This window comes from Brucella grignonensis (assembly GCF_002252505.1).
In the GTDB taxonomy this organism is placed as follows: domain Bacteria; phylum Pseudomonadota; class Alphaproteobacteria; order Rhizobiales; family Rhizobiaceae; genus Brucella; species Brucella grignonensis.
In genome coordinates this window covers 118,765-144,108 of the sequence record NZ_NNRL01000151.1, presented here as the reverse complement: position 1 = coordinate 144,108, position 25,344 = coordinate 118,765, and the positions used below count along the sequence as shown (strand labels likewise).

Sequence of the window (25,344 nt, the reverse complement as noted above, 5' to 3'; positions counted from 1 at the left end):
GGGCTCCGGAAGAGCGGCGATTAAAGCCAGCCCCTCCGGGGTTCTGCTTTTAGAAGTTTTGGCTATTGGTTCAGAATGCTTCGCGATAAAGCGCCAGCGCGTCAGCTTCCGTCACATCGACAGGGTTGTTACCCAGAAGACGTGTCTGAAGCATTGCATCGCGTGCCAACATTTCGAGGCTTTCTTCGGTGACATCGACGTCGCGCAGACGGCGCGGTGCGCCGGAGCGGTTCATCAGATCTTCCATATAATCGACGAAAGCTGCTGAACGTTGTTCTGTGGTGCCTTCCGACTTGCCGAGCAGCAGGTCTGCGAGTTCTGCGTAGAGTTCAGCCGCACCCGCCATGTTGAAGCGCAGGACGGGTCCGAGCATCAATGCGTTGGAAAGGCCATGCGGCACATGATAGTGACCGCCGAGTGGGTAAGCCAAAGCGTGAACAGCGCCAACCGGCGAGTTCGAGAAAGCCTGACCGGCATAGTTCGCGCCAAGCAGCATGGCTTCGCGGGCATGACGATCTTTGCCGTTTTCGCAGGCTGCAACCAGATTGGTCGACAAGAGCTTCAGCGCTTCACGCGCAAAAGCGTCGGAAAGCGGGTTTTTCTTGATGCGGCTGGTATAAGCCTCAATCGCGTGAACCATGGCGTCAATGCCGGTGGCAGCCGTGTGAAGTGCTGGCAGGCCGCAGGTCAGCTCTGCATCCAGAATGACGAAATCTGCATAAAGCTGGCGGGAGACGACACCCATTTTGGTGGTTTCGCCGGTGGTCAGGATCGTGATGTTCGTCACTTCCGATCCGGTGCCAGCAGTGGTCGGGATCTGGATCAGCGGCAGGCGCGTGCCCTGCACTTTGCCAATACCATAAAGCTCGGACAGTTCCTGCTCTGATACGATAAGCACCGCAGCAAGCTTTGCAATATCCATCGACGAACCGCCGCCGAGACCCAGCACGATATCGCAACCAGCGGCCTTGGCCAGATCGACACATTCGAACAGAACCGATTCCGGCGGGTCAGCAACGACGGCATCAAAAATGCTGATGCTGAAGCCTGCCTTCTCAAGCGAAGCAAGGGCTTCGTTGAGCACGCCAGCCTTGTGCAGGCCCTTGTCGGTCACAATGAGGATTTTGCGTTCGGAGAACCGCTCGCCCAGAATTTCGCCGAGACGCTTTGCAGCCCCCCACTCGACGAGCATCGAGCCGACCGTGTCGAACGAAAATGGCTTGATCCCTACAGTCATATTTCCACCCTTATTCAAATTTCCCCAGAGCCGAGGTCTCTCATTCCTCACCGGCACAAAGGCGCTGGGTTTCAAGCGGTCCGGCTTTCGGGTAAAGGAAAGCCAGACCGACAGTTTTCCGATGCAGCCGGTGCATCGGTCGTCTGAAGAGATGCTTGGGAGGATCTCTTCTTAATTGTTCAATATATTGAACAATGTTCAGGATTTAATGAAGCGATACAGGATATGAAGCCCGGCTGTCAATTTATCCCTTCGACGAAGATATAGGATTTTAATCGATTCAATTGATGTCCAGACGATGTCGTTCAGTAGGCCGTTGATTTCGTTAAACTCTTTGTCCGTCATCTCACACGGCTTTGTGAAGGCTTGGCATGCCCACGAGCAAGTTCTCGGTACTGGACGGCCCGACGAAGTGAATTGTAAGCTCGGAAACATGACCATTCGTGCGAGCAAGGGAGGGCTTCATGGAAGTTACGATCATCACAGGCGCATCCGATGGCATAGGTGCTGAAACTGCACGCCAGATAAGCATGCGTGACGGTAACAAGGCAGCGCTGGTTCTGGCGGCACGTAACGTTGAAAAATTGCGAACGCTTGCTGCTGAAATAGAGCCGTCAGGCAGTAAAGTTCTGATCGTTCCGACCGATGTTACGGATCGCAATGCCTGCCTTACTCTCATTGAGAAGGCGGTTTCTGCTTTTGGTCGGATTGATACGCTGATCGCCAATGCGGGCATGTCGGCCCATGCCAATTTTGCTGAAATCAAGCCGGAAGATTTGCATTGGATGCATGATCTGATGGAGCTCAATTATTGGGGCAGCGTCTGGCCGATCCATGCAGCACTTCCCCACTTGGCCAAAACCAAGGGCCGCATTGTTGCGGTTTCATCTGTTGCCGGACTGATTGGCGTGCCGGGACGCACCGCCTATAGCGGCACCAAATTTGCGCTTTCAGGGTTTTGTGAAGCGCTACGATCGGAGCTTGAGCCAAGCGGTATTTCGGTGACGATTGTTTATCCGGGCGTCGTCAAAACCGACATTCGCAAGACTGGATATGGAGCCAGTGGGGGCGCTCTCGGGATGAGCGGCGTTCGCGAAGACGATATGATGTCTGTGCAGCAGGCAGTGGAGCTGCTGCTGGATGGAATCACTAGGCGCAAACGTGAGGTATTGATGACACGTCAGATGCGTTTGGGGCGCTGGTTGAAACTATTGGCACCACATCTGGTGGATCGCATGGCATTGAAGGCCATAAAGCCCGAGTTCCAACCCAAGCCGATAGGGCCTGTGGAATAAGTCGGCTACATATCCCTGCTATTCACAGGTTGCGCGGGGTAAAAGCCAGATTAAGTTTTTTTGAACCGTCTATCCGTTGACGACTTTTTAACTTCAGATACTATATCTTGTGTTCAAGGTGCTTGCGATTCGTGTGGATCAAAAGCGAAGATGGGAATACGGTGCGTGGCATTTATGATGAATGTTGTTAAGCCGTAGCTGCCCCCGCAACTGTAAACGGCGAGCTCAATCCAGATGTCACTGGCATAGGCCGGGAAGACGGATGCGAGCGATGAGCTGTGAGCCAGGAGACCTGCCTTGAACGTGAACGTCCACGGGCGGGGTGTCCGGTTGGCGTGTGATGGAATGTTGGCAGGGTACTGCTGCGTCTTTTGCCGCCCCCGTATATCCCTCTCATAAAGCTTCGGGGTGACAAGCATGTCGATTAATTCAAGACCAAACAGCTCCGGTCCGCCCGGTACGGGCTAGTTTACAGGACACACGCTCTCAAAGAGCGTTTTGCCTCTCAGTTTTGTGTTTGTCACACGCATTTCGCAATGCGTGTATGTTTTTTTGCGTGTTCATTCCAGTAAAGCGCAGTCAGTAAAATCTCAGTTTTTAACCATGATCCGGTGCAATGCGGCTTCGGATTGTTGCTGAAAAACCCTTATCCCCAGTGAGGAAAAAATGAACGTCACCGTCTATAGCAAGCCTGCCTGCGTCCAGTGCACCGCCACCACCCGCGCACTTGATCGTCAGGGCATTGAATATGATGTCATCGACATTTCCGCCGATGCCGATGCTTACGATCTCGTTCAGGGTCTCGGATACCGTCAGGTGCCGGTCGTTGTTGCTGGTGAATCCCACTGGGCCGGTTTCCGTCCGGATATGATCAGCTCGCTCGCTTAAGCCCAATCGCTGTCAGGGTTTGCTATGGGCCAGATCGTCTATTTTTCCAGCCGTTCCGAGAACACGCATCGCTTTGTGATGCGTCTTGGCATGCGTTCAAAGCGCATTCCGCTGGAAAGTCATCAAGACGATGCTGGCCTGTTACGGGTCAACGAGCCTTTTGTGCTCGTGACTCCAACCTATGGCGGCGGAGGTGCAAAAGGCGCTGTTCCCAAACCGGTCATCCGCTTTCTCAATGATGCGGATAACCGATCCCTCATTCGCGGCGTTATTGCCGCTGGAAACAGCAATTTCGGCGAAGGCTTTGGCCTTGCAGGCAAAATAATTTCGGAAAAATGTCAGGTTCCCTATCTCTATCGCTTTGAGCTTCTGGGAACCGATGAAGACATTGGCAATGTTAAAGACGGGATGGAACGATTTTGGACACGGCAGACACAACCCTGACCCGTGAGCGCGAGACGGTCGCCGCTTCGGAAAAGCACGAGTCACCCCCAGCATCGGGTGCTGCATCTGGCAGCAAGTCGCAGAAGCCGACGGAGACCTCGCTGGATTATCATGCGTTGAACGCCATGCTGAATCTCTATGACGATGACGGCAAGATTCAACTGCATCGCGACCGACAGGCGGCACAGCAATATTTCCTGCAGCACGTTAATCAGAACACGGTGTTCTTTCACAATCTGCGTGAAAAGCTCGGCTATCTGGTCGATGAAGGCTATTACGAGAGGGAAGTGCTGGATCAGTATTCCTTCAATTTCGTGCGTGATCTTTTCGATCATGCCTATGACAAGAAGTTCCGCTTCCCGACCTTCCTCGGCGCGTTCAAATATTACACCAGCTATACGTTAAAGACGTTTGACGGTAAGCGCTATCTCGAGCGCTACGAAGATCGCGTCTGCATGGTGGCGTTGGCACTTGCACGCGGTAACGAACAGCACGCACGCGAAATGGTCGATGAGATTATTTCGGGCCGTTATCAGCCGGCAACGCCGACCTTCCTCAATGCTGGCAAAAAGCAGCGCGGCGAACTGGTCTCGTGTTTTCTTCTGCGCGTTGAAGACAATATGGAGTCGATTGGTCGCTCGATTAATTCCGCACTCCAGCTTTCAAAGCGCGGCGGCGGTGTGGCGCTCAGCCTGACCAATATTCGTGAATCCGGCGCGCCGATCAAGCAGATCCAGAACCAGTCTTCCGGCATCATTCCGGTGATGAAGCTTTTGGAAGATTCATTCTCCTACGCCAACCAGCTTGGTGCGCGTCAGGGCGCGGGCGCAGTTTATTTGCACGCCCATCACCCGGATATTATGCGCTTCCTCGATACCAAGCGCGAAAATGCGGACGAAAAAATCCGCATCAAGACGCTGTCGCTTGGCGTTGTGATCCCGGACATCACGTTCGAACTCGCCAAGAACGACGAGGATATGTACCTCTTCTCGCCTTATGACGTTGAGCGCGTCTATGGCGTGCCGATGACCGAGATTTCAATCACCGAAAAATACCGCGAAATGGTGGATGACGGTCGTATCCGCAAGAAGAAGATCAACGCGCGTGACTTCTTCCAGGTGCTGGCAGAAATCCAGTTTGAGTCCGGCTATCCTTACATCATGTTTGAAGACACGGTGAACCGCGCCAATCCGATTGATGGCCGCATCACCATGAGCAATCTCTGCTCGGAAATTCTTCAGGTGAGCGAAGCCAGCATCTTCAATGATGATCTGTCTTATGAGCATCTCGGCAAGGATATTTCCTGCAACCTCGGTTCGCTCAATATTGCCGCAGCCATGGATAGCCCGGATTTTGGCAAGACGATTGAAACCTCGATCCGTGCACTGACGGCCGTTGCAGATATGAGCCATATCGGCTCGGTTCCTTCGATTGCCCGTGGCAATGACGAAAGCCATGCTATCGGCCTCGGCCAGATGAACCTGCACGGCTATCTCGCTCGCGAACGCATCTTCTACGGTTCGGAAGAGGGCGTCGATTTCACCAATATCTACTTCTACACCGTTGCCTATCACGCGGTGCGCGCCTCCAATCGCATTGCTGTCGAACAGGGCAGCTCGTTCAAGGGCTTTGAGAAGTCGAAATATGCGACGGGTGAATATTTCGACAAATATACCGATCAGGTCTGGGAGCCTGTAACTGACAAGGTGCGCGAGATTTTCGAGAATGCCGGTATTGCGATCCCGACGCAGAAAGACTGGCAGGAACTGAAAAAGGCCGTCATGGAAGGCGGACTTTATAACCAGAACCTGCAGGCTGTGCCGCCGACAGGATCGATCTCCTATATCAACCACTCGACCTCTTCGATCCATCCGATCGTTTCCAAGATCGAAATTCGCAAAGAAGGCAAGATTGGCCGCGTTTATTACCCGGCTGCTTTCATGACGAATGATAATCTCGAATATTATCAGGATGCCTATGAGATTGGCCCGGAAAAGATTATCGACACTTATGCAGCGGCAACACAGCATGTCGATCAGGGTCTGTCCTTGACGCTGTTCTTCCGTGATACCGCCACCACACGCGATATCAACAAGGCGCAGATCTACGCCTGGAAGAAGGGCATCAAGACGATTTATTACATCCGCCTGCGCCAGATGGCGCTTGAAGGTACGCAGGTTGAAGGCTGCGTTTCCTGCGCCCTTTAGGATCGCGGATATTCAGGCTCCGGCGGCCTGCAAATGGCGTCGTTCTGCGAGCCGGTGCTCATGTACTTTATGTACACTGCGCTCCGGTTCTCGAACCCCACCATTTTCGGCACTCCACAGCCAGAATCTCACGCCGATCCCAACCAAGGTAGAGACAAATGAACATGCAGTTCAAAAACAACAATGCAAAAAAGCCGGCGGTTGTGCGCGCCATCAACTGGAACCGGATCGAAGACGACAAAGACCTTGAAGTCTGGAACCGCCTGACCGGCAATTTCTGGCTGCCTGAAAAAGTGCCGCTGTCCAACGATATTCAGTCGTGGGAAACGCTCAAGGCCGAAGAAAAACAGCTCACCATCCGTGTGTTCACGGGCCTGACGCTTCTGGATACCATCCAGAACGCCGTTGGCGCTGTGACGCTGATGGATGACGCCGTGACCCCGCATGAAGAAGCTGTTCTGTCGAACATTTCCTTCATGGAAGCGGTCCATGCACGGTCTTACTCGTCGATCTTTTCGACGCTGTGCCTGACGCCTGATGTGGATGATGCCTATCGCTGGTCGGAAGAAAACGAATTCCTGCAAAGGAAGTCACAGCTGATCCTTGAGAATTACAACGCTGAAGATCCGCTCAAGAAGAAGATCGCCAGCGTGTTTCTGGAAAGCTTCCTGTTTTATTCGGGCTTTTATCTGCCGATGTACTGGTCGAGCCGCGCCAAGCTCACCAACACGGCTGACCTTATCCGCCTGATCATCCGCGATGAAGCCGTTCATGGTTATTATATCGGCTATAAATATCAGCGCGCACTTGAGAAGCTTGATGAAGCCAAGAAGCAGGAAATCAAGGATTTTGCCTTTGATCTGCTGCTGGAGCTATACGACAATGAAGTGCGCTATACCGAAGCGCTATATGATGGCGTCGGTCTGACCGAGGACGTGAAAAAGTTCCTGCATTACAATGCGAACAAGGCATTGATGAATCTGGGTTACGAAGCTCTGTTTCCGGCGGAAGCCTGCAAGGTCAACCCGGCGATCCTCTCGGCGCTTTCGCCGAATGCCGACGAGAACCACGACTTCTTCTCTGGCTCCGGCTCTTCTTATGTCATCGGCAAGGCAGTCGCGACTGAAGACGAAGACTGGGATTTCTGATCTAAAAAAGCGCGCTGTGAAAATGGCGCGCTTTTTGTTTCGTTCTTATGGCTGGTTTAGCTCTTTGGGCTCAGATCAATCGAGAACCATTTTTCAGACATTTTCGAGAGCGTCCCATCGGCCTGCATCTCGCCAAGTGCCTTATTGAGCTTGGCTTTGAGTTCCGGCTCATCCTTGCGCAGACCAATACAAACATTCGTCGCCTGAATGCCACCGACCAGAAGCGGTCCGGTAATCTTGAGCGCGCCATTGCTTTTCTCTGCACGATCCCGCGCAAAGACAACATTGTCATATTGACCGTCGAGACGGCCGGATTGCAGGTCGAGTTTAACCTGTTCTGAGCCCTTGTAAGAACGAATCTGAGCGACATCACCAAAATTCTGCTCGACAAATTGCAGCTGGCTGGTTGAAAGCGATGCACCGAGCGTCATGCCTTTTACGGCTTCCTTGATGTCGGCGATGGCCTTTTTGCCTTCCTCGGTATCGGTGTTGAGGCTCTCTCCCGTATGCGGAAGATTGGCAAGCGGACTTTCAGTCGGCACAAGGAATGTATTGGGCGTGATTACATAAGGGTCGGAGAAGTCGATAACCTTACGGCGCTCGGGATTAGGGCCCATTGTCAGCACCACATCGAATTTGCCAGCAAGAAGCGATGGGATCTGACCATCCCAGTCCTGCGCCACGATCTTGCATTCAAGTTCGGCACGCTTGCAGACTTCCTTGATGACATCAAGATCCAGTCCCTGAAGCTCGCCGCCGGACGTGGTCAGATTGAAGGGCGGAAATGCCCCTTCAACGCCGACAGTTACGGATTTCCATTCCTTGGCGAGAACGCTGCCGCTGTAAAGAACGGACAAAGTGCAAAGGCTGATAGCTGCTATTTTCTTGATCATAGTTCCCTCGTTCCTGGAGTGGTTCCCGCTAAAGTTGGAACCGCGTCTCACTCTTTGTTTTTACGCATCATCCCACGCAAAACCGCACCGCAGTTTTGGCTCAAATGCCTTATCGATATTGGGATGCGTTCTTCTTCTGAGAACCATTTTCGCACCCGTCTCACCAATGAGTGTGGACCTGCTGTCGGGTGATGAAAAGCAGAATAGTGTTCACATATATGAATTTAATTCTGATTTTATCAGCGGAACGATGCTCCGGGACAACGCAGAAACACCCGGCCCGAATCCCGAACCAGGTGCAATGTCGTGATAAGAAAAATCTATTCCTATCAGCCGTTTAACGTTGCATAACGCGCTATGTCCGCATGAGTTGCGAACCAGATATCCTTGTGTTGACGAATGTGGCCAATCAGCTCTTTGAGTATCCAGATGCGGGAGCGGTGACCGATAATGTCAGGGTGCATGGTCAGCTGGAAAATTCCGCCCTCTTCATAGGCCGCATCAAACTCGCGGATGAAGATCTGCAGAATATCGTGTGGCGCAATTTGCGGACGCAGGCCACCCCAACGATCCATCACCAGATAGGCGGCATCGTCGCGAATCCATTCGACAGGCAGTTCGGTTACGCCGCAGGGTTCGCCATTCAGCAGAAGCTCGTAGCAGTCGACATCGGCCATAAGAGATGAGTCATAAATCAGGCCCATCTCGGCTGTGATTTGCAGCGTGTTGTTGCTGAAGTCCCATGAGGGTGTCCGGATGCCGACAGGCCGCACGCCGGTAATTTTTTCCAGCACATCGGCAGAACGATGCTGAAGATCGCGCTCGGTATCGCCGTCGAGCAAAGTATTGCGCTCATGAATCCAGCCGTGGAGCGCAATCTCATGTCCTTCATCGATTAGGGCGCGCTGTTCTTCGGGATAATGGATCGCCGAAACTGCTGGCACAAAGAACGTTGCAGGAATGTTGTCGCGGCGCAGAAGCTCGCGAATGCGTGGAATGCCTTGCCTTGGTCCGAACTGGCCTTGCGAAAGGGCCGAAATAGAGCGGCCGCCGTCGCGTAATTCAAACGTATCATGGTCGGAATCAAACGACAGTCCAACCGCGCATTTGGCGCTTTCCGGCCAGGCAGATGGCTTCAGGCTGCGTCCGGCGCGCGCCCGGTTCATGATCGTTTGCAGCCGTTCTTCCGGCCATGTCCATGTTGGGACAAGTGTTTCGGTTGTCATGTTGTTGGTCCTCCACTGACCGACAAGGTCTGGCCTGTGATCCAGCTTGCATAGGGGGACGCGAGGAACAGCACGGCATTCGAGATATCTTCCGGCAGTCCGATCCGGCGCAGCGGAATTTCATTGAGCATGGCGGCTTGGCCGTCTTCTCCATAGGACGCCCACTGACGCTCATAATCGGGGCTGGTGCGCAGAAAGCCCGGCGCGACGGCATTCACATTGATGCCGAATGGGCCGAGCTCATGACCAAGCTGGCGAGCGAGACTGATGAGAGCCGCCTTGGCACTGGCATAGGCCTGAATTCCGGTGAGGCTTACGCCCAGACCGGCACCGCTTGAAATGAAGACCATTTTACCAGCACCACGGCGTTTCATGGCCGGAACGATGGCGCGCGCAACGAGAAATGCACCGCGCACATTGATGTCATAGATGCGATCCCAGTCTGCTGCCGGCACCTCTTCAAGTGGGCGCTTTTTCTGACCCAGAACACCACCAGCCACGTGGACGAACACATCGAAACCGCCTTCGGTCTCGGCTTCTGTGGCCAGTTCCGCAATTGCTGTCTCATCCGTTACATCAAGATGAACCGCGCGGATCGACCCGCCGCGTGCAGGACGCGCTTCGCTTGCAAGGCTTGCCAGTTCAGCATCGAGAACATCGGTTGCCGTCACATGTGCGCCATCGGCAGCAAATGCCTCGCATATTGCACGGCCAATTCCCCTTGCGGCCCCGGTGACCAGGACTCTTTTTTCTTTGAAATGAATATCCATTTTACTGCTTGTCTGTTGTGGATGGTTTGTGTCCGAGGCGTGCGCTCAATTCGGCGGCATGTTTGACCACCGCGTCGATCATGCGCTGACGGCAGGCGGCAAAGCGCGATGAAATCGTCGCCATATTGAGCGTCGCAATGACTTCACCGCTGGCATCAAAGACCGGTGCGGCAACGCCTGAGCCACCGATAACCGCTTCTTCGTCGCAAACCGCGTAACCGTTTTCGCGGGCCGCATCGATGATACGGCGGATTTGCACACGATCGATCACAGTCTTGTCGGTCAAAGGGATGATGCGCTCTTTTGCGAGATAGCTCGCAGTCTTCTCCGGCTGCCAGTGTGCGAGGAGAATACGTCCCATCGCTGTACAATAGGCGGGGTCTGAGCCAGTGAGATCGGAATCAAAGCGCACAACCTGATGACTGGCGCTTTTTGCCAGAAGCTTGACCCGGCCATCCTTGCGGCGGGTGCCGAGAAACACAGTTTCCCCTTCACTGTCGCGCATGGCATCCATGATCGGTTGCGCGGTGGCAATCAGATAGGCGTCGCTGCCGCTGCACCAGCCGGGGCCGTTCCTGAAAGTCTCGTGGATTTTATAGGATTCTGTGTCGTCGCGAACGACATAGGCACGGGCTACCAGTGTGGCGAGCAGATTGAAGGTGCTGCTCTTGGGGTAACCCAGTTCCGCAACGATTGCCTTCAGCGTCACCGGTTTATGGGCACGTGCAAGGAACTCTAGGATTTCGAGAATCCGAACCGCGGATTTCACTTCGCCGTTATTTTCAATGTTCATATATGTGAACCAAATTCCTGTTGTGGAATAATGTGGCAGACATACCATCATATGGCAACACAAAAGGAGCACGTTTTGAAATGAATACAGAAAACAAGGTTGCCATCGTCACGGGGGGCGCGCGTGGCATCGGAAAGGCATGTGCTCTTGATCTGGCGCGGGCTGGTTATCATGTGACTCTGGTCGATCTGCTGGAAGCGGAACTCGCTGACACGGCAGCAGAGATTGAGGCTCTGGGCGTGCGTGCGCTGCGATGTGTTGCGGATGTCTCAAGTCATAAGCGGGCAGGCGAAGTTGTCGCCGAAACTGTAGATGCGTTCGGTCGCGTCGATTTCCTTCTCAACAATGCCGGGCGGTCAGCACCTGTCGGTATTCTTGATATTTCGGAAGATGAGTTCGACCGGGCCATCGCGATCAATCTGAAAAGCTGCTTCAACTATATTCAGCATACTGCACCACATATGCTGAAACAGGGCGGTGGCCGGATTGTTTCGATGTCGTCGCTCAATGCCTATTCGGGCGGTGTGACGGCTGCAGTCAGCAAGTTCGCTTATGCGGCAGCAAAGGCCGGTATCCTTGGCATGACTCGTTCCCTTGCCAAGGAACTGGGACCAAACATTGCAGTGAATGCCATTTGCCCCGGCGTCATTCGTACCGAGATCGATACGAATGTAACCGAACGTGCGGATGAGGTTATCAGGGGTATTGCGTTGGGACGACTTGGTTGTGCCGACGATGTTGCCCGTCTGGTGACTTTTCTGGCGACCTCCGAGCCTTGTTTCATCACGGGACAAGCATTCACGGTTGATGGCTTCCAGTTCAATGTTTGAACTTTTGCGCGCGAGACAGGGATGAAGCTGAGCTCGAAAGCGCTCACCCTCCCATCGGAGGCTGTGCCGGTTCTTACCGGGGCGGCCTCTGGCTGGGACCTGGCAGGAATCTGTCTGCATGAGGTTTCCTGTCTGTGTCCTCGTAAATGCTTATCAATCCGGCAATTCTTGCTGGCCATAATGTCGATTTTGATGGGGGTTTTGAGCAATTTCACTTATATCTGTTGCCACAAGTTTAGAGTACCTCTAGGTACAGCTCGGGAGGAGCGCTCGCTTCTGTGGCAGCAGTCAGATCGGATTGTTTCAGCCATAAAAGCCGATAAAAGCGGAAGCCAGAATGAGGGGCTTCTCTATTGTCCTTGATCTGCTTCTTCCGTCCAAAATGTTAAAACCTGAGCCGAGAGCGTGAACCTCAAGTTGAAGAACCACCACGACATCTGGGATATTGTCGACGCGAAAAGCGCCGCCTATTTCGAACTGAGCGATACGGTTTGGGACAACCCGGAAACGAATTACGAAGAGTACAAGTCCAGCGACGCTCATGCAGCCATGTTGCAGGCGGAAGGTTTTCGCGTCGAGCGCGGCATTGCTGGTCTGCCGACCGCTGTGATGGGTGAGGCGGGCGACGAGGGTCCGGTCATCGCCATTCTGGGTGAGTTCGATGCGCTTCCGGGGTTGAGCCAGATTGCCGGTGTTACTGAGGAACAGGCGATTGAAGCGGGCGGTAATGGCCACGGCTGCGGTCACAATCTGCTCGGTTCAGGCTCCTTGCTGGCAGCAAGTGCGGTTAAGGATTACCTTGCTGCCAATGGTATCAAGGGTCGTGTACGTTATTATGGCTGTCCTGCTGAAGAAGGCGGGTCGGCCAAGGGTTTCATGGTGCGCGAAGGTCTGTTCGATGATGTCGATATTGCGTTCTGCTGGCACCCGGCGCCTTTTGCGGGCGTAAACGATCCGGTTTCACTGGCCTGCAACGAGATCAATTTCAACTTTACGGGTCGTGCAGCCCACGCAGCTTCCGCTCCGCATCTGGGACGCAGTGCGCTTGATGCAGTCGAGTTGATGAATGTTGGCGTCAACTATATGCGCGAGCATATGCCGTCTTCGGCGCGCATTCATTATGCTGTCACTGATACGGGTGGTTTTGCCCCCAATGTCGTGCAGGCCAAAGCCAGCGTGCGCTATCTGATCCGCGCGCTCGATTTGCCTCAAATGCAGATTCTGCTGGAACGCGTGAAGAAGATTGCGGAAGGTGCGGCTCTGATGACCGAAACTTCGGTCAAGAGCGACATCGTCAGCGGCGACGCCAATCTTATTGGCAATCCAACGCTGGAACAGCTGATGCAGCGCGAGCTCGATCGCCTTGGTCCGCCGGTTTTTGATGAGCAGGACCGCAAAACTGCACAACAGTTTCAGGCAACTTTATCAAAAGAAGATATTTCCGATGCGTTCCGCCGTTTTGGTGTTGAGCCAAAGGCAGAACTTACGCTTTGCGAAGGCGTCTATGCGCCTTATAAGGGCGATAACTCACTCGTCGGCTCGACGGATGTGGGCAGTGTAAGCTGGGTTGTTCCGACTGTGCAGATGCGTGGTGCAACCTGTGCAATTGGTACGCCGCTTCATTCATGGCAAATGGTGGCGCAGGGCAAATTGCCTGCGGCGCACAAAGGCATGGCGCATGCGGCAAAGATTATGGGAAGTACGGCTATCGAACTGTTCCTCAATCCGGAACAGATCGAGAGAGCCAAAAAAGATCATGAGAAAAAGCTCGACGGCGCTGTTTTTGTGAATCCTATTCCCGATAGTGTTCAACCCGCCTTGCCTGTTTCTGATAAAGCGCATCCCGAAAAGTGAGAAACGGTTTTCGGATAAGATCGCGTTAGTTCAAAATATAAAGCGCGCTGGTCTGTTAGCAGCAGATCAGGACGCGCTCGAAGTGAAGCCCGAGCCTAATAGAAATACCCGGAAAACAATATGACGTTCATTTCCTTATGCCCCACAAGGCCTGACGCATCATGAAGGCGTTTCTCGATATCTTAAGCTTCGGGCCTGACGGCTGGGGCCATGTGCTGATGATGGCCGCATTGGTGAGTGTGTCGCTTGCCGTTCTCGGCTTTCTTCTTGGTGCAATCATCGGCGTGTTTGCAGCCTGGGCGAAGATTTCCGGCGGTCTTGCACTGCGCGGCATTGCCGACGGTTACACGACAGTCATCCGCGGCATACCAGATCTGCTGGTCATTTATCTGTTCTATTTCGGTGGCAGTGCTGCGGTGACCGCGATTGGCCGCATGTTCGGCGCGCAGGGTTTTGTTGGTTTTCCGGCATTTCTAGCGGGTGTGCTGGCAATCGGTATTTCTTGCGGCGCACATCACACGGAAGTTTTCCGTGGTGCATTCCGTGCGGTTTCCAAGGGTGAGCTTGAAGCAGCTTCGGCTTGTGGCATGGGACAGGCGCTCAAGTTCCGCCGCATCATTGCTCCCCTGGCGCTGCGTCACGCTCTGCCGGGCCTTGGCAATGTCTGGCAGGTTGCGTTGAAGGAATCTGCACTGATCTCCGTTGTGGGTGTGGTGGATATTCTGCGTCAGGCTCAGATTGGTGCCGGCTCGACCGGTCTGCCGTTCAATTTCTATCTCATTGCCGGTGCGTTGTATCTGCTGATTTCATCGGTCTCAGGCACCATCCTGCAAAGAGCTGAACGCCACTTCTCGCGTGGCGTCAGGAGGGCAAAATGAACCTCGAATTTTATTCTGAAGCCTTCATGCAGATGCTGAGTGGCGTGCCACTTACGTTGCAGCTCGCTGCAAGTTCGATTGTATTTGGCGCTATTCTGGCACTGCTTTTTGCCATGATGCGTTTGTCGGGTGTCGCTGTTCTCGACTGGATCGCCCGGCTCTATGTGTTCGTGTTTCGCGGCACGCCGCTTCTGGTTCAGATTTTCATCATCTATTACGGTCTCAGCCAGTTCCCGGTCATCCGCTATTCGTTCCTGTGGCCGATCCTGCGCGAGCCATATTGGTGTGCGATCATTGCGCTGACTTTGAACAACGCAGCTTACGCCAGCGAAATCATTCGTGGTGGTCTTCTGTCAGTGCCAAGCGGCCAGATCGAAGCAGCAAAAGCCTGCGGCATGTCGCGCTTCACCTGCTTCCGTCGTATCGTCATGCCATTGGCAATCCGTCAGGCACTTCCCGGTTACGGCAATGAAATGATCTCCATGGTCAAGGCAACCTCGCTGGCCTCCATCATTACGCTGATGGAAGTGACCGGTATCGCTGCCAAGCTGATTGCGGAAACCTATCGTGCGATTGAGGTATTCGTCATTGCGGGTGCCATCTATCTCGCCATCAACTTCGTTCTGACGCGCGCACTGATGTTCGCGGAATACAAGCTGACGCCCTATCTGCGCCAGCCCGTCGTCAAGATCACCACCGAAGGAAAAACATCGTGAGTAAAGTCGTCTCTCCAAATGCCCCGGTGGCACTCAAAGTTGAAAATCTGCGCAAGAGCTTCGGCGCCAATGAGGTGCTCAAGGGTATCTCGCTTGAAGCGCGTGAAGGCGAAGTGATCTCGATCCTCGGCTCTTCCGGTTCCGGCAAGTCAACTTTCCTGCGTTGCATCAATCTGCTGGAAACTCCAACCTCGGGTACTGTAACCGTTTCCGGCGAGACCATTCGCATGGCGAAGAACTCGAAGGGCGAAGCCTATCCGACCGACAAGAAGCAAGTTTCGCGTATTCGATCTGAGCTTGGTATGGTGTTCCAGAGCTTCAATCTCTGGTCACATAAGACCATTCTCGAAAACATCATCGAAGCGCCGATCTATGTTCAGGGCCGTTCGCGCGCTGAATGTGTGGAAGAAGCAGAAGCACTTCTGGCCAAGGTTGGTATTGCTGACAAGCGCGATTTCTATCCGGCACATCTTTCCGGTGGTCAGCAGCAGCGTGCAGCAATCGCGCGTGCGCTCGCCATGAAGCCGAAAGTCATGCTCTTTGATGAGCCGACATCGGCGCTCGACCCGGAACTGGTCGGCGAAGTGCTGCGCGTTATGCGTGGTCTGGCTGAAGAAGGCCGCACCATGCTGGTCGTAACCCATGAAATGGGGTTTGCCCGTGACGTGTCCAATCGTGTGGTGTTCGTGCATCAGGGATTGGTCGAAGAAGATGGCGCGCCTGAAGACGTGTTCGGAAATTCGAAATCCGAGCGTTTCCGCAAGTTTATTAGCCACGAAAATGCGGCCTGATTATTTCAAACAACGCTGATTTGTGCCAAAAGGCGCGTCAGCAAATAACTGCGTAAGGTTAAGTCAAATGAAGACCCAAATGAAAACTGTGGGATTGTTCAAAGCCCTGTTCGTTTCTGCGCTGGTTCTCACGACCGCTTCTGCACATGCAGAAGAAAAGAAGTGGACCAAGATCACGATCGCTACGGAAGGCGCTTTCCGTCCGTATAACTTCACCAAGCCAGATGGCACGCTGGATGGTTACGAAGTCGATCTCTACAAGGATCTCTGCGCGCGCATGAAGGTTGAGTGCACGCTCGTTGCACAGCCTTTCGACGGTATCATTCCAGCGCTCAATGCTGGCAAGTTCGATGCTATCATGGCTGGTCTGACCGCGACCCCAAAGCGTGAAGAAACGATCGATTTCACCGTTTCCTACGGCCTGACGCCACAGACCTTTGCAACGCTGAAGGATAGCCCGTTCGCCAAGCTGCCGCACACTGGTGAAACGCTTTATCTCGCAAAGGATGAAGCAGCGAGCCAGAAGGCAATCGACGACGTTGCTGCTGAAATCAAGGGTCGCACCGTTGGCGTTCAGACAGCTTCGCTCGGCCTTTCGCTTCTCGACAAGTATTTCAAGGATTCAACCGATATCCGCGAATACAAGACCACCGATCAGCACGACCTTGACCTCAAGTCGGGCCGCGTCGATCTGGTCGTTGCTTCGCTGGCTTATTTGACGGATGCTGCCAAGAAGCCAGGCAATGAAGACATCGTCATGACCGGTCCTTACTTCAAGGGCGGCATCCTTGGCCGTGGTGTTGCCGTTGGTATCCGCAAGAACGAACCTGAACTTCAGAAAATGTTCAACGAAGCCATCGAAGCTGCCAAGGCTGATGGCACGATCAAGAAGCTTTCCGAAAAGTGGTTTGGCTTTGACGTAACGCCATAATCGGGACAGTTTTAGAGCATGATTCCGAAAAGTGGGAACCGGTTTGCGGATAAAATCATGCTCAAGCAAAAGTTTAGAGCGGGATAACGATTCAACCTAAAAACATCACGCTCTAGTCCAATTGAAACGCCGCCCAATGGGCGGCGTTTTTTATGGCGGATAGCTTATGCCGACGCCAAGCTTTTGAATTGATTTTATGTGTTATCCAACGCACAACCGTTCATAGGGTTCTGTATGCCTCTGGATGTTGAGTGGAGAAAGAAGCTGCTGCGTTGACCGATGATATTGCCCATACCGAGCTGATCGCTGTTTTGACCGCTGTCACAGGGGAACAGCCACGCGTCATGACCGTGCGTCAGGGGCAGGCCTTGCCGTCTGGTCCGTTCGAGACGGAGCACCGTTCGTTGCAGGCTGGGTTGCGAGCCTGGGTGCAGACCGAAACAGCACATCCTGTTGGTTATCTCGAGCAGCTTTATACCTTTGCCGATCGCGACCGTCACAGGCAGGGTGAACGCACGATTTCAATCAGCTATCTCGGCCTCGTGCGCGAGGACGATGCGGCTGGCCAACAGGCCAGCTGGCGCGGCTGGTATGACTATCTGCCATGGGAAGACCATCGACAGGGTGTGCCGGACGTTGTTGGCCATTTGAGCAATGGTCTGCGGGTCTGGTCGCATCAGGCGGCATCTGCAGAACTGACGGCGCAGCGCTTGCGGCGCATTGCATTCTCGTTTGGACTGAATGGCGAGCGCTGGAATGAAGATCTCGTGCTTCAGCGCTATGAACTGCTCTATGAAGCCGGTCTGGTGAGCGAGGCCGGAAAAGGCGATGAAGAAAACGGCCGCCATATGTTTGCCGATCATCGCCGAATTCTTGCGACAGCCATCGCGCGGTTGCGGGCCAAGATCAAATATCGCCCCGTTGTTTTTGAATTGATGCCCGACAGTTTTACGCTTTTGCAGTTGCAGCGCACCGTTGAGGCATTGGCGGGATTGCGGCTGCATAAGCAGAATTTCCGTCGTCTGATCGAACAGCAGGATCTCGTTGAAGAAACCGGCGAAAGCGACAGCGAAACCGGCGGTCGTCCGGCAAAACTGTTCCGTTTCCGCTATTCGATTGTTGAGGAACGTGCGCTTTCGGAGCGTCACCTCGCCGGAACAAAGCTCCCGATCTCTCGCGATTGACAATATACTCGAATCGAGTATAACTTCACACCTATGAAATACTCATAATGAGTATAATAAGGCATCCCGCTATAGCGGGATTTTATGCGCTGCTCGGGAGGCCGCCATGAATGAATTCGTTTCCGTATCAAAGCTTTATGATCGCGTAGCCTCGGTGCTGCCCAAGGCTGAATGGATGGGGTTCGAAGACGATGTCGCGGCAATCCTTGAACTCAAGCGCAAGCGGAATGCAGTTATTCTCGCGCATAATTACCAGACCCCGGAAATCTTTCACTGCGTAGCGGATATTGTTGGCGACAGTCTTGCGCTTGCTCGCAAGGCGATTGATGTTGAGGCCGATGTGATCGTTCTCGCGGGCGTCCATTTCATGGCCGAGACGGCCAAGCTGCTTAACCCGAAAAAGACTGTTCTGATCCCCGATATGGGCGCGGGCTGTTCGCTTGCGGATTCGATTACGCCGCAAGATGTAGCACTTCTGCGCGAGGCGCATCCGGGCGTGCCGATCATTACCTATGTGAATACGTCGGCTGCGGTTAAGGCCGTCTCCGATATTTGTTGTACATCCGGTAACGCCAAGAAGGTGGTCGAGTCGCTCGGCGTGCCACGCGTGCTGATGATCCCTGACGAATATCTCGCGCAGAACATCGCGCGGGAAACCCATGTGGAGATCCTCGCCTGGCACGGCCATTGCGAGGTGCATGAGCGCTTTACCCCTGACGATATTCGCGAACTGCGTGAGAGCCATCCGGGCGTGATGGTGCTGGCCCATCCGGAATGCCCGCCGGAAGTGGTGGAAGCCGCAGATTTTGCCGGGTCAACGGCTGTCATGTCGGATTTTGTCGGCGAGAAGAAGCCGCAACGCGTGGTGCTTCTCACGGAATGCTCGATGAGCGACAATGTGGCTGTCGATCATCCAGAGGTCGAATTCATCCGGCCCTGCAACCTCTGCCCACACATGAAGCGGATCACACTTGCCAATATTCGGCAGGCGCTTGAAGAAAACCGCCATGAAGTAACGGTCGATCCAGCGATTGCCGAGCCTGCGCGCCGCGCGGTCGAACGGATGCTTGCGGTATGAGTACAGTACCTGTGATTGTTATTGGCAGTGGCCTCGCCGGACTGATGACAGCGTTGACCCTTGCACCGCAGCCTGTGCTGCTGGTGACGGCGGGAACTTTTGTGTTCGATGGCTCAAGCGCGCTGGCGCAAGGCGGCATCGCAGCAAGCATTGGTGAAGATGACAGCCCAGCATTGCATCTGGCGGACACATTGGCAGCAGGAGCCGACCTTTGTGACACGGCTGTTGCAAAAGACATAATTGAAGCTGCTGCGGAGGCGATTGCAACGCTTGAAGATTATGGCGTTCGCTTCGACCGCAAGCCGGATGGGTCTTATGCGCTGGGTCTTGAAGCGGCTCACAGCCGTCACCGCATTGTCCATGTCGATGGGGACGCAACAGGGGCGGGCATCATGCGCGCGCTTGCCGCCAAAGTGCGGGCGACACCATCTATAACAATTAAAGAAAACACCCGTGCGCTGCGCCTTATCACGTATGAAAAGTGGGTTTGCGGGGTCGAGCTTGAAGGCATCGGACCAGTTGCAGGCTGTGCCGTCGTCTTGGCCACGGGTGGCGTAGGTGGGCTCTATGAGGCAACCACCACACCGCTTGGCAATCTAGGTCAGGGAGCGGCACTTGCCGGGCGGGCTGATGCGGTGCTTGCCGATATGGAATTTGTGCAATTTCATCCGACGGCCTTAGCCGTTTCAGCTCCCCGATTGCCATTGATCAGTGAGGCTGTGCGTGGTGAAGGGGCGATCCTTGTCAATGATCGCGGCAAGCGCTTCATGCGGGATATTCCGGGCCAGGAATTGGCGGCGCGCGATATCGTCGCGCGGGCAATTGGTCAGCAACTTGTGCAAGGTCACAAAGTGTTTCTCGATGCACGTGCGCCATTAGGCAAGGGCTTTGCAAAGCGGTTTCCCGGCATTGATGCGCTCTGCAAGCAATACGGCATTGATCCGTCTTGCGATCTCATGCCGGTGCGGCCTGCCACCCACTACCATATGGGGGGCGTGGCTACCGATAGCGATGGCCGTACCAGCCTTCCGGGGCTATGGGCTGTGGGTGAAGCTGCCTCAACGGGCCTTCATGGTGCAAATCGTCTGGCGAGCAACTCGCTTCTTGAAGCCGCAGTCATGGGGCTTCGTGCCGGGCACGCCATTGCATCTACACCGCATGCTGCCACGCTGCCGCTTGCATCGAAAGCCAAGTCATCATCATCCAGTCTGCTTTATCTGCGATCAATTGCCTCCCGGCATTTGGGTCTGTTGCGTGATGAGGACGGTTTGCGTTCGGCAATTACAGCGCTTCTGCCGCTTGCACAGACGGATGACGCGGCTGCGGTGGCACTCATTATGAGTGTCGCAGCATTTGAGCGATGCGAGACTCGCGGCAGTCATGCGCGGACAGATTTTCCGGGAAAAGCGGCTGCGACCGAGCGCAGCTATTACACATTCGAGCAGGCTTTCGCACTCGCTCGCGAAATCGCTTTGCCTGAACCTTTATCGAGGATCGCATGATGGATCTGCCACGCCTTTCCCCATTGCTCATCGAACCGCTGGTGCGCGCCACACTTTTAGAGGATCTCGGACTTGCAGGCGACATTACCAGCAATGCGGTTGTGCCTTCGAACCATCGTTCGACTATGGTTTTCAGCCTGCGTCAGCCGGGCGCCATTGCCGGGCTGGACGTTGCTGAAATGACGTTTCGACTTGTCGATCCTGCGGTCGTCTTTGAGCGAATGGTCGATGACGGCGATTTTCTGACAGAGGGCACGACGATTGCTCGCGTATCCGGTTCCTCGCGGAGCATTCTTGCGGCCGAACGTACCGCGCTGAATTTTCTCGGCCATATGTCTGGTGTTGCGACTGCTACGGCCAATCTGGTCAAGGCTGTTCAGGGCACGAAGGCCGCAATCGTGTGTACACGCAAGACCATGCCGGGCCTGCGAGCCCCGCAAAAATATGCCGTGCGGGCAGGCGGTGGCATGAACCACCGGTTTGCGCTTTATGATGCCGTGCTCATCAAAGACAATCATATCGCGGTTGCAGGCAGCGTTGGTGAAGCCATCCAACGCGCCAAGGAGCACGCTGGTCATATGGTCAAGATCGAAGTCGAGGTCGACACACTGGAACAACTGCATGAAGCAATGGCAATTGGTGTCGATGCGGTACTGCTTGATAATATGTCGCCTGCGCAATTACGCGAAGCGGTGAAAATCATTGGCGGTCGGGCGATTGCGGAGGCCTCGGGTGGTATTACCCCAGAAACTGTTGCGGCAGTCGCCGCCAGTGGTGTTGATCTTATTTCCGTGGGATGGACGACACACAGCGCGCCCAACCTTGATATCGGTCTCGACTTCAGTTTCGCTTGATAGGCTATTCGCTCAGGTGATGAGCGAAAGTATTGCCGGTATAGTCGGCGCGGAGGAGACCCGCTTCACTCAGTCGCGGCATCAAATCGTCAAGAGCGAGATGCATCGATGACGTTGAGCCACCGGGAGCAGTGATAAAGCCGTCAATCGCTCCAGCTTCAGACCATTGGCGGATTTCTGCAACCGCATCATCGACCGTTCCGATGATCTGCCAATGGGCCGCGCTGATAACTTCCGATCGGCGGAGCAGATCATCAAGGCGGAGCGTCTCTTTTTGCAGAAGGCGTTGCAACAATCCGGCATGGGTTTTGCTGCGAACTTTTTCCGGCGGTGGCGGCAAATCGGACGGGCGGATCAATCGATCTTCAGGCCAGTCTGTGAGATCAAGACCCGTCATATCTCGAATATAGACAATCTTGCGGGTGCGGTCGCCACGCGCGTGGGTATAGGAAAACAGCTCTTCAGCTTCCTTGCGTGTGGGCGCGAGATAGAGGCTGAGGCCGGGAAGCAGGCGCACGTCATCCGCATTGCGGCCTTTGGATTGTGCGAGGGAACGCAGGTCTTTGCGCAGATTGATGGCCACATCGATGTCCGGTGTTGCGGAAAAGATTGCATCCGAAACCGAGGCAGCGAAACTGCGCCCGGCAGGCGAGGCTCCAGCCTGCACAAGTGGGATCGGCACATTCTCAAGCGAAGGAATGTTGAGCGGGCCTTTGACTTTAAAGAAGTCGCCCTCGTGATCGATCGGTTGAATAAGCGCTGTGTCTGCATAGGTTCCGCTGGCCCGGTCGCGCTTGAGGGCTGAGCCGGGAAAGCTTTCCCACAATGCGCGCACAACTTCTGTAAACTCTGCTGCTCTCGCATAACGCTCGTCAGATGTTGGCATCTCATCAAGGCCGAAATTCACATTGCCATCCAGTGCTGTGACGATGTTCCAGCCAGCACGACCATTGCTCAGATGATGCAGTGACAGAACCTGCCGTGCCACAGCATATGGCGGCATGAAAGTGGTCGAAATGGTCGTGAGCAACCCGATCTTTGAGGTTTCACGGGCAAGTGTTGTCATCAGCAAAGTTGCATCGAGACTGGCAAAGCCCGGTGTGGTCTCCATGATCTGGCTGTTGAGAAACAGACTGTCGGGACGAAACACAAAGTCGAGTTTGGCTGCTTCCGCACGTCTGGCTATATCGAGATAAAAGTCTGATCCGAAGGCGCCTTCGATGTCGCTGTTTGCGTGGCGCCAGCCATCGCCGCTCAGCCAGGTGGGAGCAAGCGACATGCCGATATGGAGCGTTTTACGAGGAGCCATGATCAATTCCGGTCTGTTTTTAAGACAATAACCGCGAGCTGAGAGCCCGCAGTTTGATTGATTGAAGCATTTGATAAAAGTGCGAAGTGATTTTGGTCAAATGTGTAAAACGAACAGTGAGACACGGTTCCAGTGATTCAATCTTAACTGGAACCGCTCCAAAGCAGCCGATCAGAAGCTGCCTTTGATGCCGACACCAAATGTGCGTGGCATGGTCATGCTGGCTTCCAATCCGCCAATGCCACGGTTTTGCTGCAGGTAGGTCGGCGTGCGTTCATCGAAGATGTTCTTGACGTAACCGTACAATTCAAGCGACTCGTGGAAATCATAGCTCACGCGTGCATCGGCAATCGTATAGGCGTCCACAACGTAAGCCTGCGTGTTTGCGATGTCGGAATAATATCCGTCCGTATGACGCACCTGACCTGAAAGGTTGAGTTTTTCGGTTGCGTCCCAGCTTGCTCCGATACTGAACATGTAACCGGGTGATTTAGCAAATTCCTTGCCTTCATAGGCGCTGTTGCTGGAAATCTCATCAATCTCGGTACGCAATATGCCGGCACTTGTCTTGAGCGCGAGATTGTCGAGTACCTGATAATCCAGACCAAGCTCAAGACCGTAGGAATGGGCCTTTTCAGCATTGATCGTATAGGATTGTACCAGATTGTCGGGCAGGACAACGGGAATGTTATACTGCGCGTTTTTGAAGTCCATGTAGAACAAATTGCTGGTCAGTGTCAGCTTGTTGTCCAGCAGATCGGCCCGGGTGAACAGCTCGTAATTCCAAAGCTCTTCCTCTTCGAAAGGATGCCACTGGCGGGAGGAAAGATTGAGCGAGACACCGCCCGGATTGTAGCCTTTGCTCACCATAGCGCCCACCGTCAGGTCAGGCGTAACGGCATAGGCCAGCGATATTTTCGGCAGGACAGCAGAGAAAGTCTCATCATAATTGAGGGGCCTCGTCGTCAGTGCCGATTGGCCTATACGCTGAATGCTGTCTTGTTGAAAACGCAGACCACCCGTCAGAGTCCACTGATCGGTGATGCGGTAGCTGGCTTCGGCAAACAGGCCTAGATTTTCTTTGGTATCATCAAAGCTGGTTGTTCCCTGAAGCAGAAGAATTTCATCAGATTTTGTGTTCGCATAGAAGATGCCAGCGACGCCGCTGATTATGTCTTCCTGCTCTCCGAATGTGATGCGAGCTTCGTTTGAAATATTTTTCTGGTTGATGTCCGCCTTGCCATTTGTCGGTGTCCCGGTATGGCGATGGACTGCTGACGCTGAGAACTGCGTCTGATTGTAAAACTTAATGCCGTTGTCGAAATCATAGCTGATGTCGAGAATACCGGTGTTTGTATCCTGCTTCCAGCTCGGCATCGATGTGGTCAGATGCTCCAGTTCGTCGAAAGGCGCTGATGCCGCTTCCTGGCTCGGCCGGTTGCTGCGCGCATGCGAATAGGTGAGTTTTGTCACCAGTCCCGGAATTTCAGCCGGTTCCCAGAGAAGTTTCAGACGGGCTGTCAGAGCACTGAAATCCTGATCGGTGCCTGCGGATTGGAAATTCGGGCTGATATAATCGATAAATGTATCGCGGCCTGAATAGTCCACCGCAAGACGAGCCGCGAGTTCGTCTTTATAAATGGGGCTGTTCAGCATGATCGAGCTGCGCTTGGAATTGTAGTTTCCAATTTCGACCTGATATGCGCCTTCACGTTCGAAGGTTGGATCGTTCGTATTGACGATGATCGTTCCGGCGATTGCATTGGCACCCTGAGATGTTGTCTGAGGGCCACGGAACACTTCGATATTATTGACGTCCCAGATGGAGGTGCCGCCATAATAATATTCGTTATAATTCAGGTAGTGGCCGTCCACATTGATGGTCGCACGCGGGACAGTGCCGCCCCAGAATACGTTCTGGCCGTTGTGTGGGCCCTGCGTGTCCTGACCGCGAATAACGGGTGCACCGACGGTGTCGGTGTAAACGACATTGGGTGTGCCGCGAACAGCTTCTGAGACAGAAGAATCGCCAGTTTTTTCTTTAGCGATCTCCTTGGCGGAAATTACGGTCACCGATGAGGCGGTGTTCTTGATATCACGCGCGACTTTTTCGCCGGTAATGACCAGTGTATCGAGCACCAATGTTTTGGATTCGCCGGACGTCTGGGCATCCTGCGCAAGGGCAGGCGAACCAGCAAGTGCCACAAGCGTCAACGCGCTGACACTATAGAAAAAGCCACGGGTAGAACGGATAATCATAGATCGCCCCAAACATGAGTGTGTAAGTCATGTTCTGTTATCCTTGTGGCATCAATTCCGCAATAAGGAATGCATACCGCAATACAGTATGAGCGCAAACTGATTGTTGATGTTGCACATTAGCAACGCATTGACCTGTCGACCTCCGCGAAGCACAGTTTTTTGAAACGCAATCATGGAAATAGCCTTCATGCCGGGCATGACTTTGTGTGAGCTTGACGCTAAACATCGCTCAAAGCGGAAGAAAAAAGATCGAA

At 53.9% G+C, this 25,344-nt stretch carries 22 protein-coding genes and 1 riboswitch; of the genes, 15 read left to right on the top strand and 7 right to left on the bottom strand.

The annotated features are described in order from the left end of the window. Positions 1 to 70 precede the first annotated feature (70 nt). A complete protein-coding gene (locus CEV33_RS05285; protein WP_094539443.1) occupies positions 71 to 1,237 on the bottom strand; it encodes an iron-containing alcohol dehydrogenase in 1,167 nt (388 codons plus the stop codon). 464 nt (positions 1,238 to 1,701) lie between these two features. Between CEV33_RS05285 and CEV33_RS05280 the strand changes: the two genes are divergently transcribed. The 5 genes from CEV33_RS05280 to nrdF all read left to right on the top strand — a co-directional run bounded on the left by CEV33_RS05280 (position 1,702) and on the right by nrdF (position 7,219). Beyond that, a complete protein-coding gene (locus tag CEV33_RS05280) occupies positions 1,702 to 2,532 on the top strand; it encodes an SDR family oxidoreductase (RefSeq protein ID WP_094539442.1) in 831 nt (276 codons plus the stop codon). Positions 2,533 to 2,631: 99 nt separating this feature from the next. Continuing rightward, positions 2,632 to 2,846: riboswitch (cobalamin riboswitch) on the top strand. Positions 2,847 to 3,198: 352 nt separating this feature from the next. Then, a complete protein-coding gene (nrdH, locus tag CEV33_RS05275) occupies positions 3,199 to 3,420 on the top strand; it encodes a glutaredoxin-like protein NrdH (RefSeq protein WP_094539441.1) in 222 nt (73 codons plus the stop codon). A 24-nt stretch (positions 3,421 to 3,444) separates the two neighbouring features. Then, on the top strand, positions 3,445 to 3,864 hold the full coding sequence (gene nrdI / locus CEV33_RS05270; protein WP_094539440.1) for a class Ib ribonucleoside-diphosphate reductase assembly flavoprotein NrdI: 420 nt from the start codon (positions 3,445 to 3,447) through the stop codon (positions 3,862 to 3,864). Then, entirely contained in the window at positions 3,840 to 6,071 is a 2,232-nt protein-coding gene (nrdE, locus tag CEV33_RS05265) for a class 1b ribonucleoside-diphosphate reductase subunit alpha (protein WP_094539439.1), read from the top strand. Before nrdI ends, nrdE begins: the two co-directional genes overlap by 25 nt. A gap of 158 nt (positions 6,072 to 6,229) precedes the next feature. Next, positions 6,230 to 7,219, top strand: a complete 990-nt coding sequence (gene nrdF / locus CEV33_RS05260) for a class 1b ribonucleoside-diphosphate reductase subunit beta (RefSeq protein WP_094539438.1) — start codon at positions 6,230 to 6,232, stop codon at positions 7,217 to 7,219. A 56-nt stretch (positions 7,220 to 7,275) separates the two neighbouring features. Here nrdF and CEV33_RS05255 read toward each other — a convergent pair whose 3' ends face one another. The 4 genes from CEV33_RS05255 to CEV33_RS05240 all read right to left on the bottom strand — a co-directional run bounded on the left by CEV33_RS05255 (position 7,276) and on the right by CEV33_RS05240 (position 10,901). After that, a complete protein-coding gene (locus CEV33_RS05255) occupies positions 7,276 to 8,112 on the bottom strand; it encodes a transporter substrate-binding domain-containing protein (RefSeq protein ID WP_094539437.1) in 837 nt (278 codons plus the stop codon). Between the two features lie 329 nt (positions 8,113 to 8,441). Further along, positions 8,442 to 9,338 carry a polysaccharide deacetylase family protein gene (locus CEV33_RS05250; protein WP_094539436.1) on the bottom strand — a complete coding sequence of 299 codons (897 nt, stop codon included), beginning with the start codon at positions 9,336 to 9,338 and terminating at the stop codon, positions 8,442 to 8,444. Further along, positions 9,335 to 10,108 carry an SDR family NAD(P)-dependent oxidoreductase gene (locus tag CEV33_RS05245; protein ID WP_094539435.1) on the bottom strand — a complete coding sequence of 258 codons (774 nt, stop codon included), beginning with the start codon at positions 10,106 to 10,108 and terminating at the stop codon, positions 9,335 to 9,337. The genes CEV33_RS05250 and CEV33_RS05245 overlap by 4 nt, the downstream gene beginning before the upstream one ends. 1 nt (position 10,109) lies before the next feature. Beyond that, the gene (locus CEV33_RS05240; protein ID WP_094539549.1) at positions 10,110 to 10,901 is read right to left on the bottom strand and encodes an IclR family transcriptional regulator; all 792 of its coding nucleotides are present in this window, start codon (positions 10,899 to 10,901) and stop codon (positions 10,110 to 10,112) included. Positions 10,902 to 10,981: 80 nt separating this feature from the next. On the opposite strand from CEV33_RS05240, the gene CEV33_RS05235 reads away from it, so the two are divergent. From CEV33_RS05235 to nadC, 10 genes are all read left to right on the top strand, one after another. Further along, positions 10,982 to 11,731 carry an SDR family NAD(P)-dependent oxidoreductase gene (locus CEV33_RS05235; RefSeq protein WP_094539434.1) on the top strand — a complete coding sequence of 250 codons (750 nt, stop codon included), beginning with the start codon at positions 10,982 to 10,984 and terminating at the stop codon, positions 11,729 to 11,731. A gap of 405 nt (positions 11,732 to 12,136) precedes the next feature. After that, positions 12,137 to 13,585 (top strand): M20 family metallopeptidase, encoded by a 1,449-nt coding sequence (locus tag CEV33_RS05230; protein WP_094539433.1) that lies wholly within the window; start codon positions 12,137 to 12,139, stop codon positions 13,583 to 13,585. Positions 13,586 to 13,746: 161 nt separating this feature from the next. Continuing rightward, complete coding sequence (locus CEV33_RS05225) at positions 13,747 to 14,463, top strand: ABC transporter permease (protein ID WP_094539432.1); 717 nt, start codon at positions 13,747 to 13,749, stop codon at positions 14,461 to 14,463. Beyond that, positions 14,460 to 15,179 carry an ABC transporter permease gene (locus CEV33_RS05220; protein ID WP_094539431.1) on the top strand — a complete coding sequence of 240 codons (720 nt, stop codon included), beginning with the start codon at positions 14,460 to 14,462 and terminating at the stop codon, positions 15,177 to 15,179. Before CEV33_RS05225 ends, CEV33_RS05220 begins: the two co-directional genes overlap by 4 nt. Next, positions 15,176 to 15,970: an ABC transporter ATP-binding protein gene (locus CEV33_RS05215; protein WP_094539430.1), complete on the top strand. Its 795-nt coding sequence runs from the start codon at positions 15,176 to 15,178 to the stop codon at positions 15,968 to 15,970. Before CEV33_RS05220 ends, CEV33_RS05215 begins: the two co-directional genes overlap by 4 nt. 79 nt (positions 15,971 to 16,049) lie before the next feature. After that, positions 16,050 to 16,901, top strand: a complete 852-nt coding sequence (locus CEV33_RS05210) for a transporter substrate-binding domain-containing protein (RefSeq protein ID WP_024897597.1) — start codon at positions 16,050 to 16,052, stop codon at positions 16,899 to 16,901. Between the two features lie 272 nt (positions 16,902 to 17,173). Further along, a complete protein-coding gene (locus CEV33_RS05205; protein WP_094539429.1) occupies positions 17,174 to 18,085 on the top strand; it encodes an NUDIX hydrolase in 912 nt (303 codons plus the stop codon). A gap of 106 nt (positions 18,086 to 18,191) precedes the next feature. Further along, positions 18,192 to 19,163: a quinolinate synthase NadA gene (gene nadA, locus CEV33_RS05200; RefSeq protein WP_167388127.1), complete on the top strand. Its 972-nt coding sequence runs from the start codon at positions 18,192 to 18,194 to the stop codon at positions 19,161 to 19,163. After that, a complete protein-coding gene (locus CEV33_RS05195) occupies positions 19,160 to 20,665 on the top strand; it encodes an L-aspartate oxidase (protein WP_094539427.1) in 1,506 nt (501 codons plus the stop codon). The genes nadA and CEV33_RS05195 overlap by 4 nt, the downstream gene beginning before the upstream one ends. After that, complete coding sequence (gene nadC / locus CEV33_RS05190; RefSeq protein WP_094539548.1) at positions 20,665 to 21,519, top strand: carboxylating nicotinate-nucleotide diphosphorylase; 855 nt, start codon at positions 20,665 to 20,667, stop codon at positions 21,517 to 21,519. Before CEV33_RS05195 ends, nadC begins: the two co-directional genes overlap by 1 nt. 4 nt (positions 21,520 to 21,523) lie before the next feature. Here the strand turns inward: nadC and CEV33_RS05185 are convergent, their stop codons facing one another. After that, entirely contained in the window at positions 21,524 to 22,828 is a 1,305-nt protein-coding gene (locus tag CEV33_RS05185) for an NtaA/DmoA family FMN-dependent monooxygenase (protein WP_094539426.1), read from the bottom strand. A gap of 171 nt (positions 22,829 to 22,999) precedes the next feature. Next, on the bottom strand, positions 23,000 to 25,087 hold the full coding sequence (locus CEV33_RS05180) for a TonB-dependent receptor (protein ID WP_094539425.1): 2,088 nt from the start codon (positions 25,085 to 25,087) through the stop codon (positions 23,000 to 23,002). Positions 25,088 to 25,344 lie beyond the last annotated feature (257 nt).

Coding starts and splice junctions, on each gene's coding strand:
- CEV33_RS05235 (WP_094539434.1), top strand. CDS start 10,982: ATGAATACAGAAAACAAGGTTGCCATCGTCACGGGGGGCGCGCGTGGC.
- CEV33_RS05245 (WP_094539435.1), bottom strand. CDS start 10,108: ATGGATATTCATTTCAAAGAAAAAAGAGTCCTGGTCACCGGGGCCGCA.
- CEV33_RS05210 (WP_024897597.1), top strand. CDS start 16,050: ATGAAAACTGTGGGATTGTTCAAAGCCCTGTTCGTTTCTGCGCTGGTT.
- CEV33_RS05180 (WP_094539425.1), bottom strand. CDS start 25,087: ATGATTATCCGTTCTACCCGTGGCTTTTTCTATAGTGTCAGCGCGTTG.
- nadC (WP_094539548.1), top strand. CDS start 20,665: ATGGATCTGCCACGCCTTTCCCCATTGCTCATCGAACCGCTGGTGCGC.
- CEV33_RS05220 (WP_094539431.1), top strand. CDS start 14,460: ATGAACCTCGAATTTTATTCTGAAGCCTTCATGCAGATGCTGAGTGGC.
- CEV33_RS05250 (WP_094539436.1), bottom strand. CDS start 9,338: ATGACAACCGAAACACTTGTCCCAACATGGACATGGCCGGAAGAACGG.
- CEV33_RS05240 (WP_094539549.1), bottom strand. CDS start 10,901: ATGAACATTGAAAATAACGGCGAAGTGAAATCCGCGGTTCGGATTCTC.
- CEV33_RS05280 (WP_094539442.1), top strand. CDS start 1,702: ATGGAAGTTACGATCATCACAGGCGCATCCGATGGCATAGGTGCTGAA.
- nrdI (WP_094539440.1), top strand. CDS start 3,445: ATGGGCCAGATCGTCTATTTTTCCAGCCGTTCCGAGAACACGCATCGC.
- CEV33_RS05285 (WP_094539443.1), bottom strand. CDS start 1,237: ATGACTGTAGGGATCAAGCCATTTTCGTTCGACACGGTCGGCTCGATG.
- nrdH (WP_094539441.1), top strand. CDS start 3,199: ATGAACGTCACCGTCTATAGCAAGCCTGCCTGCGTCCAGTGCACCGCC.
- CEV33_RS05225 (WP_094539432.1), top strand. CDS start 13,747: ATGAAGGCGTTTCTCGATATCTTAAGCTTCGGGCCTGACGGCTGGGGC.
- CEV33_RS05185 (WP_094539426.1), bottom strand. CDS start 22,828: ATGGCTCCTCGTAAAACGCTCCATATCGGCATGTCGCTTGCTCCCACC.
- CEV33_RS05255 (WP_094539437.1), bottom strand. CDS start 8,112: ATGATCAAGAAAATAGCAGCTATCAGCCTTTGCACTTTGTCCGTTCTT.
- CEV33_RS05195 (WP_094539427.1), top strand. CDS start 19,160: ATGAGTACAGTACCTGTGATTGTTATTGGCAGTGGCCTCGCCGGACTG.
- nrdF (WP_094539438.1), top strand. CDS start 6,230: ATGAACATGCAGTTCAAAAACAACAATGCAAAAAAGCCGGCGGTTGTG.
- nadA (WP_167388127.1), top strand. CDS start 18,192: ATGAATGAATTCGTTTCCGTATCAAAGCTTTATGATCGCGTAGCCTCG.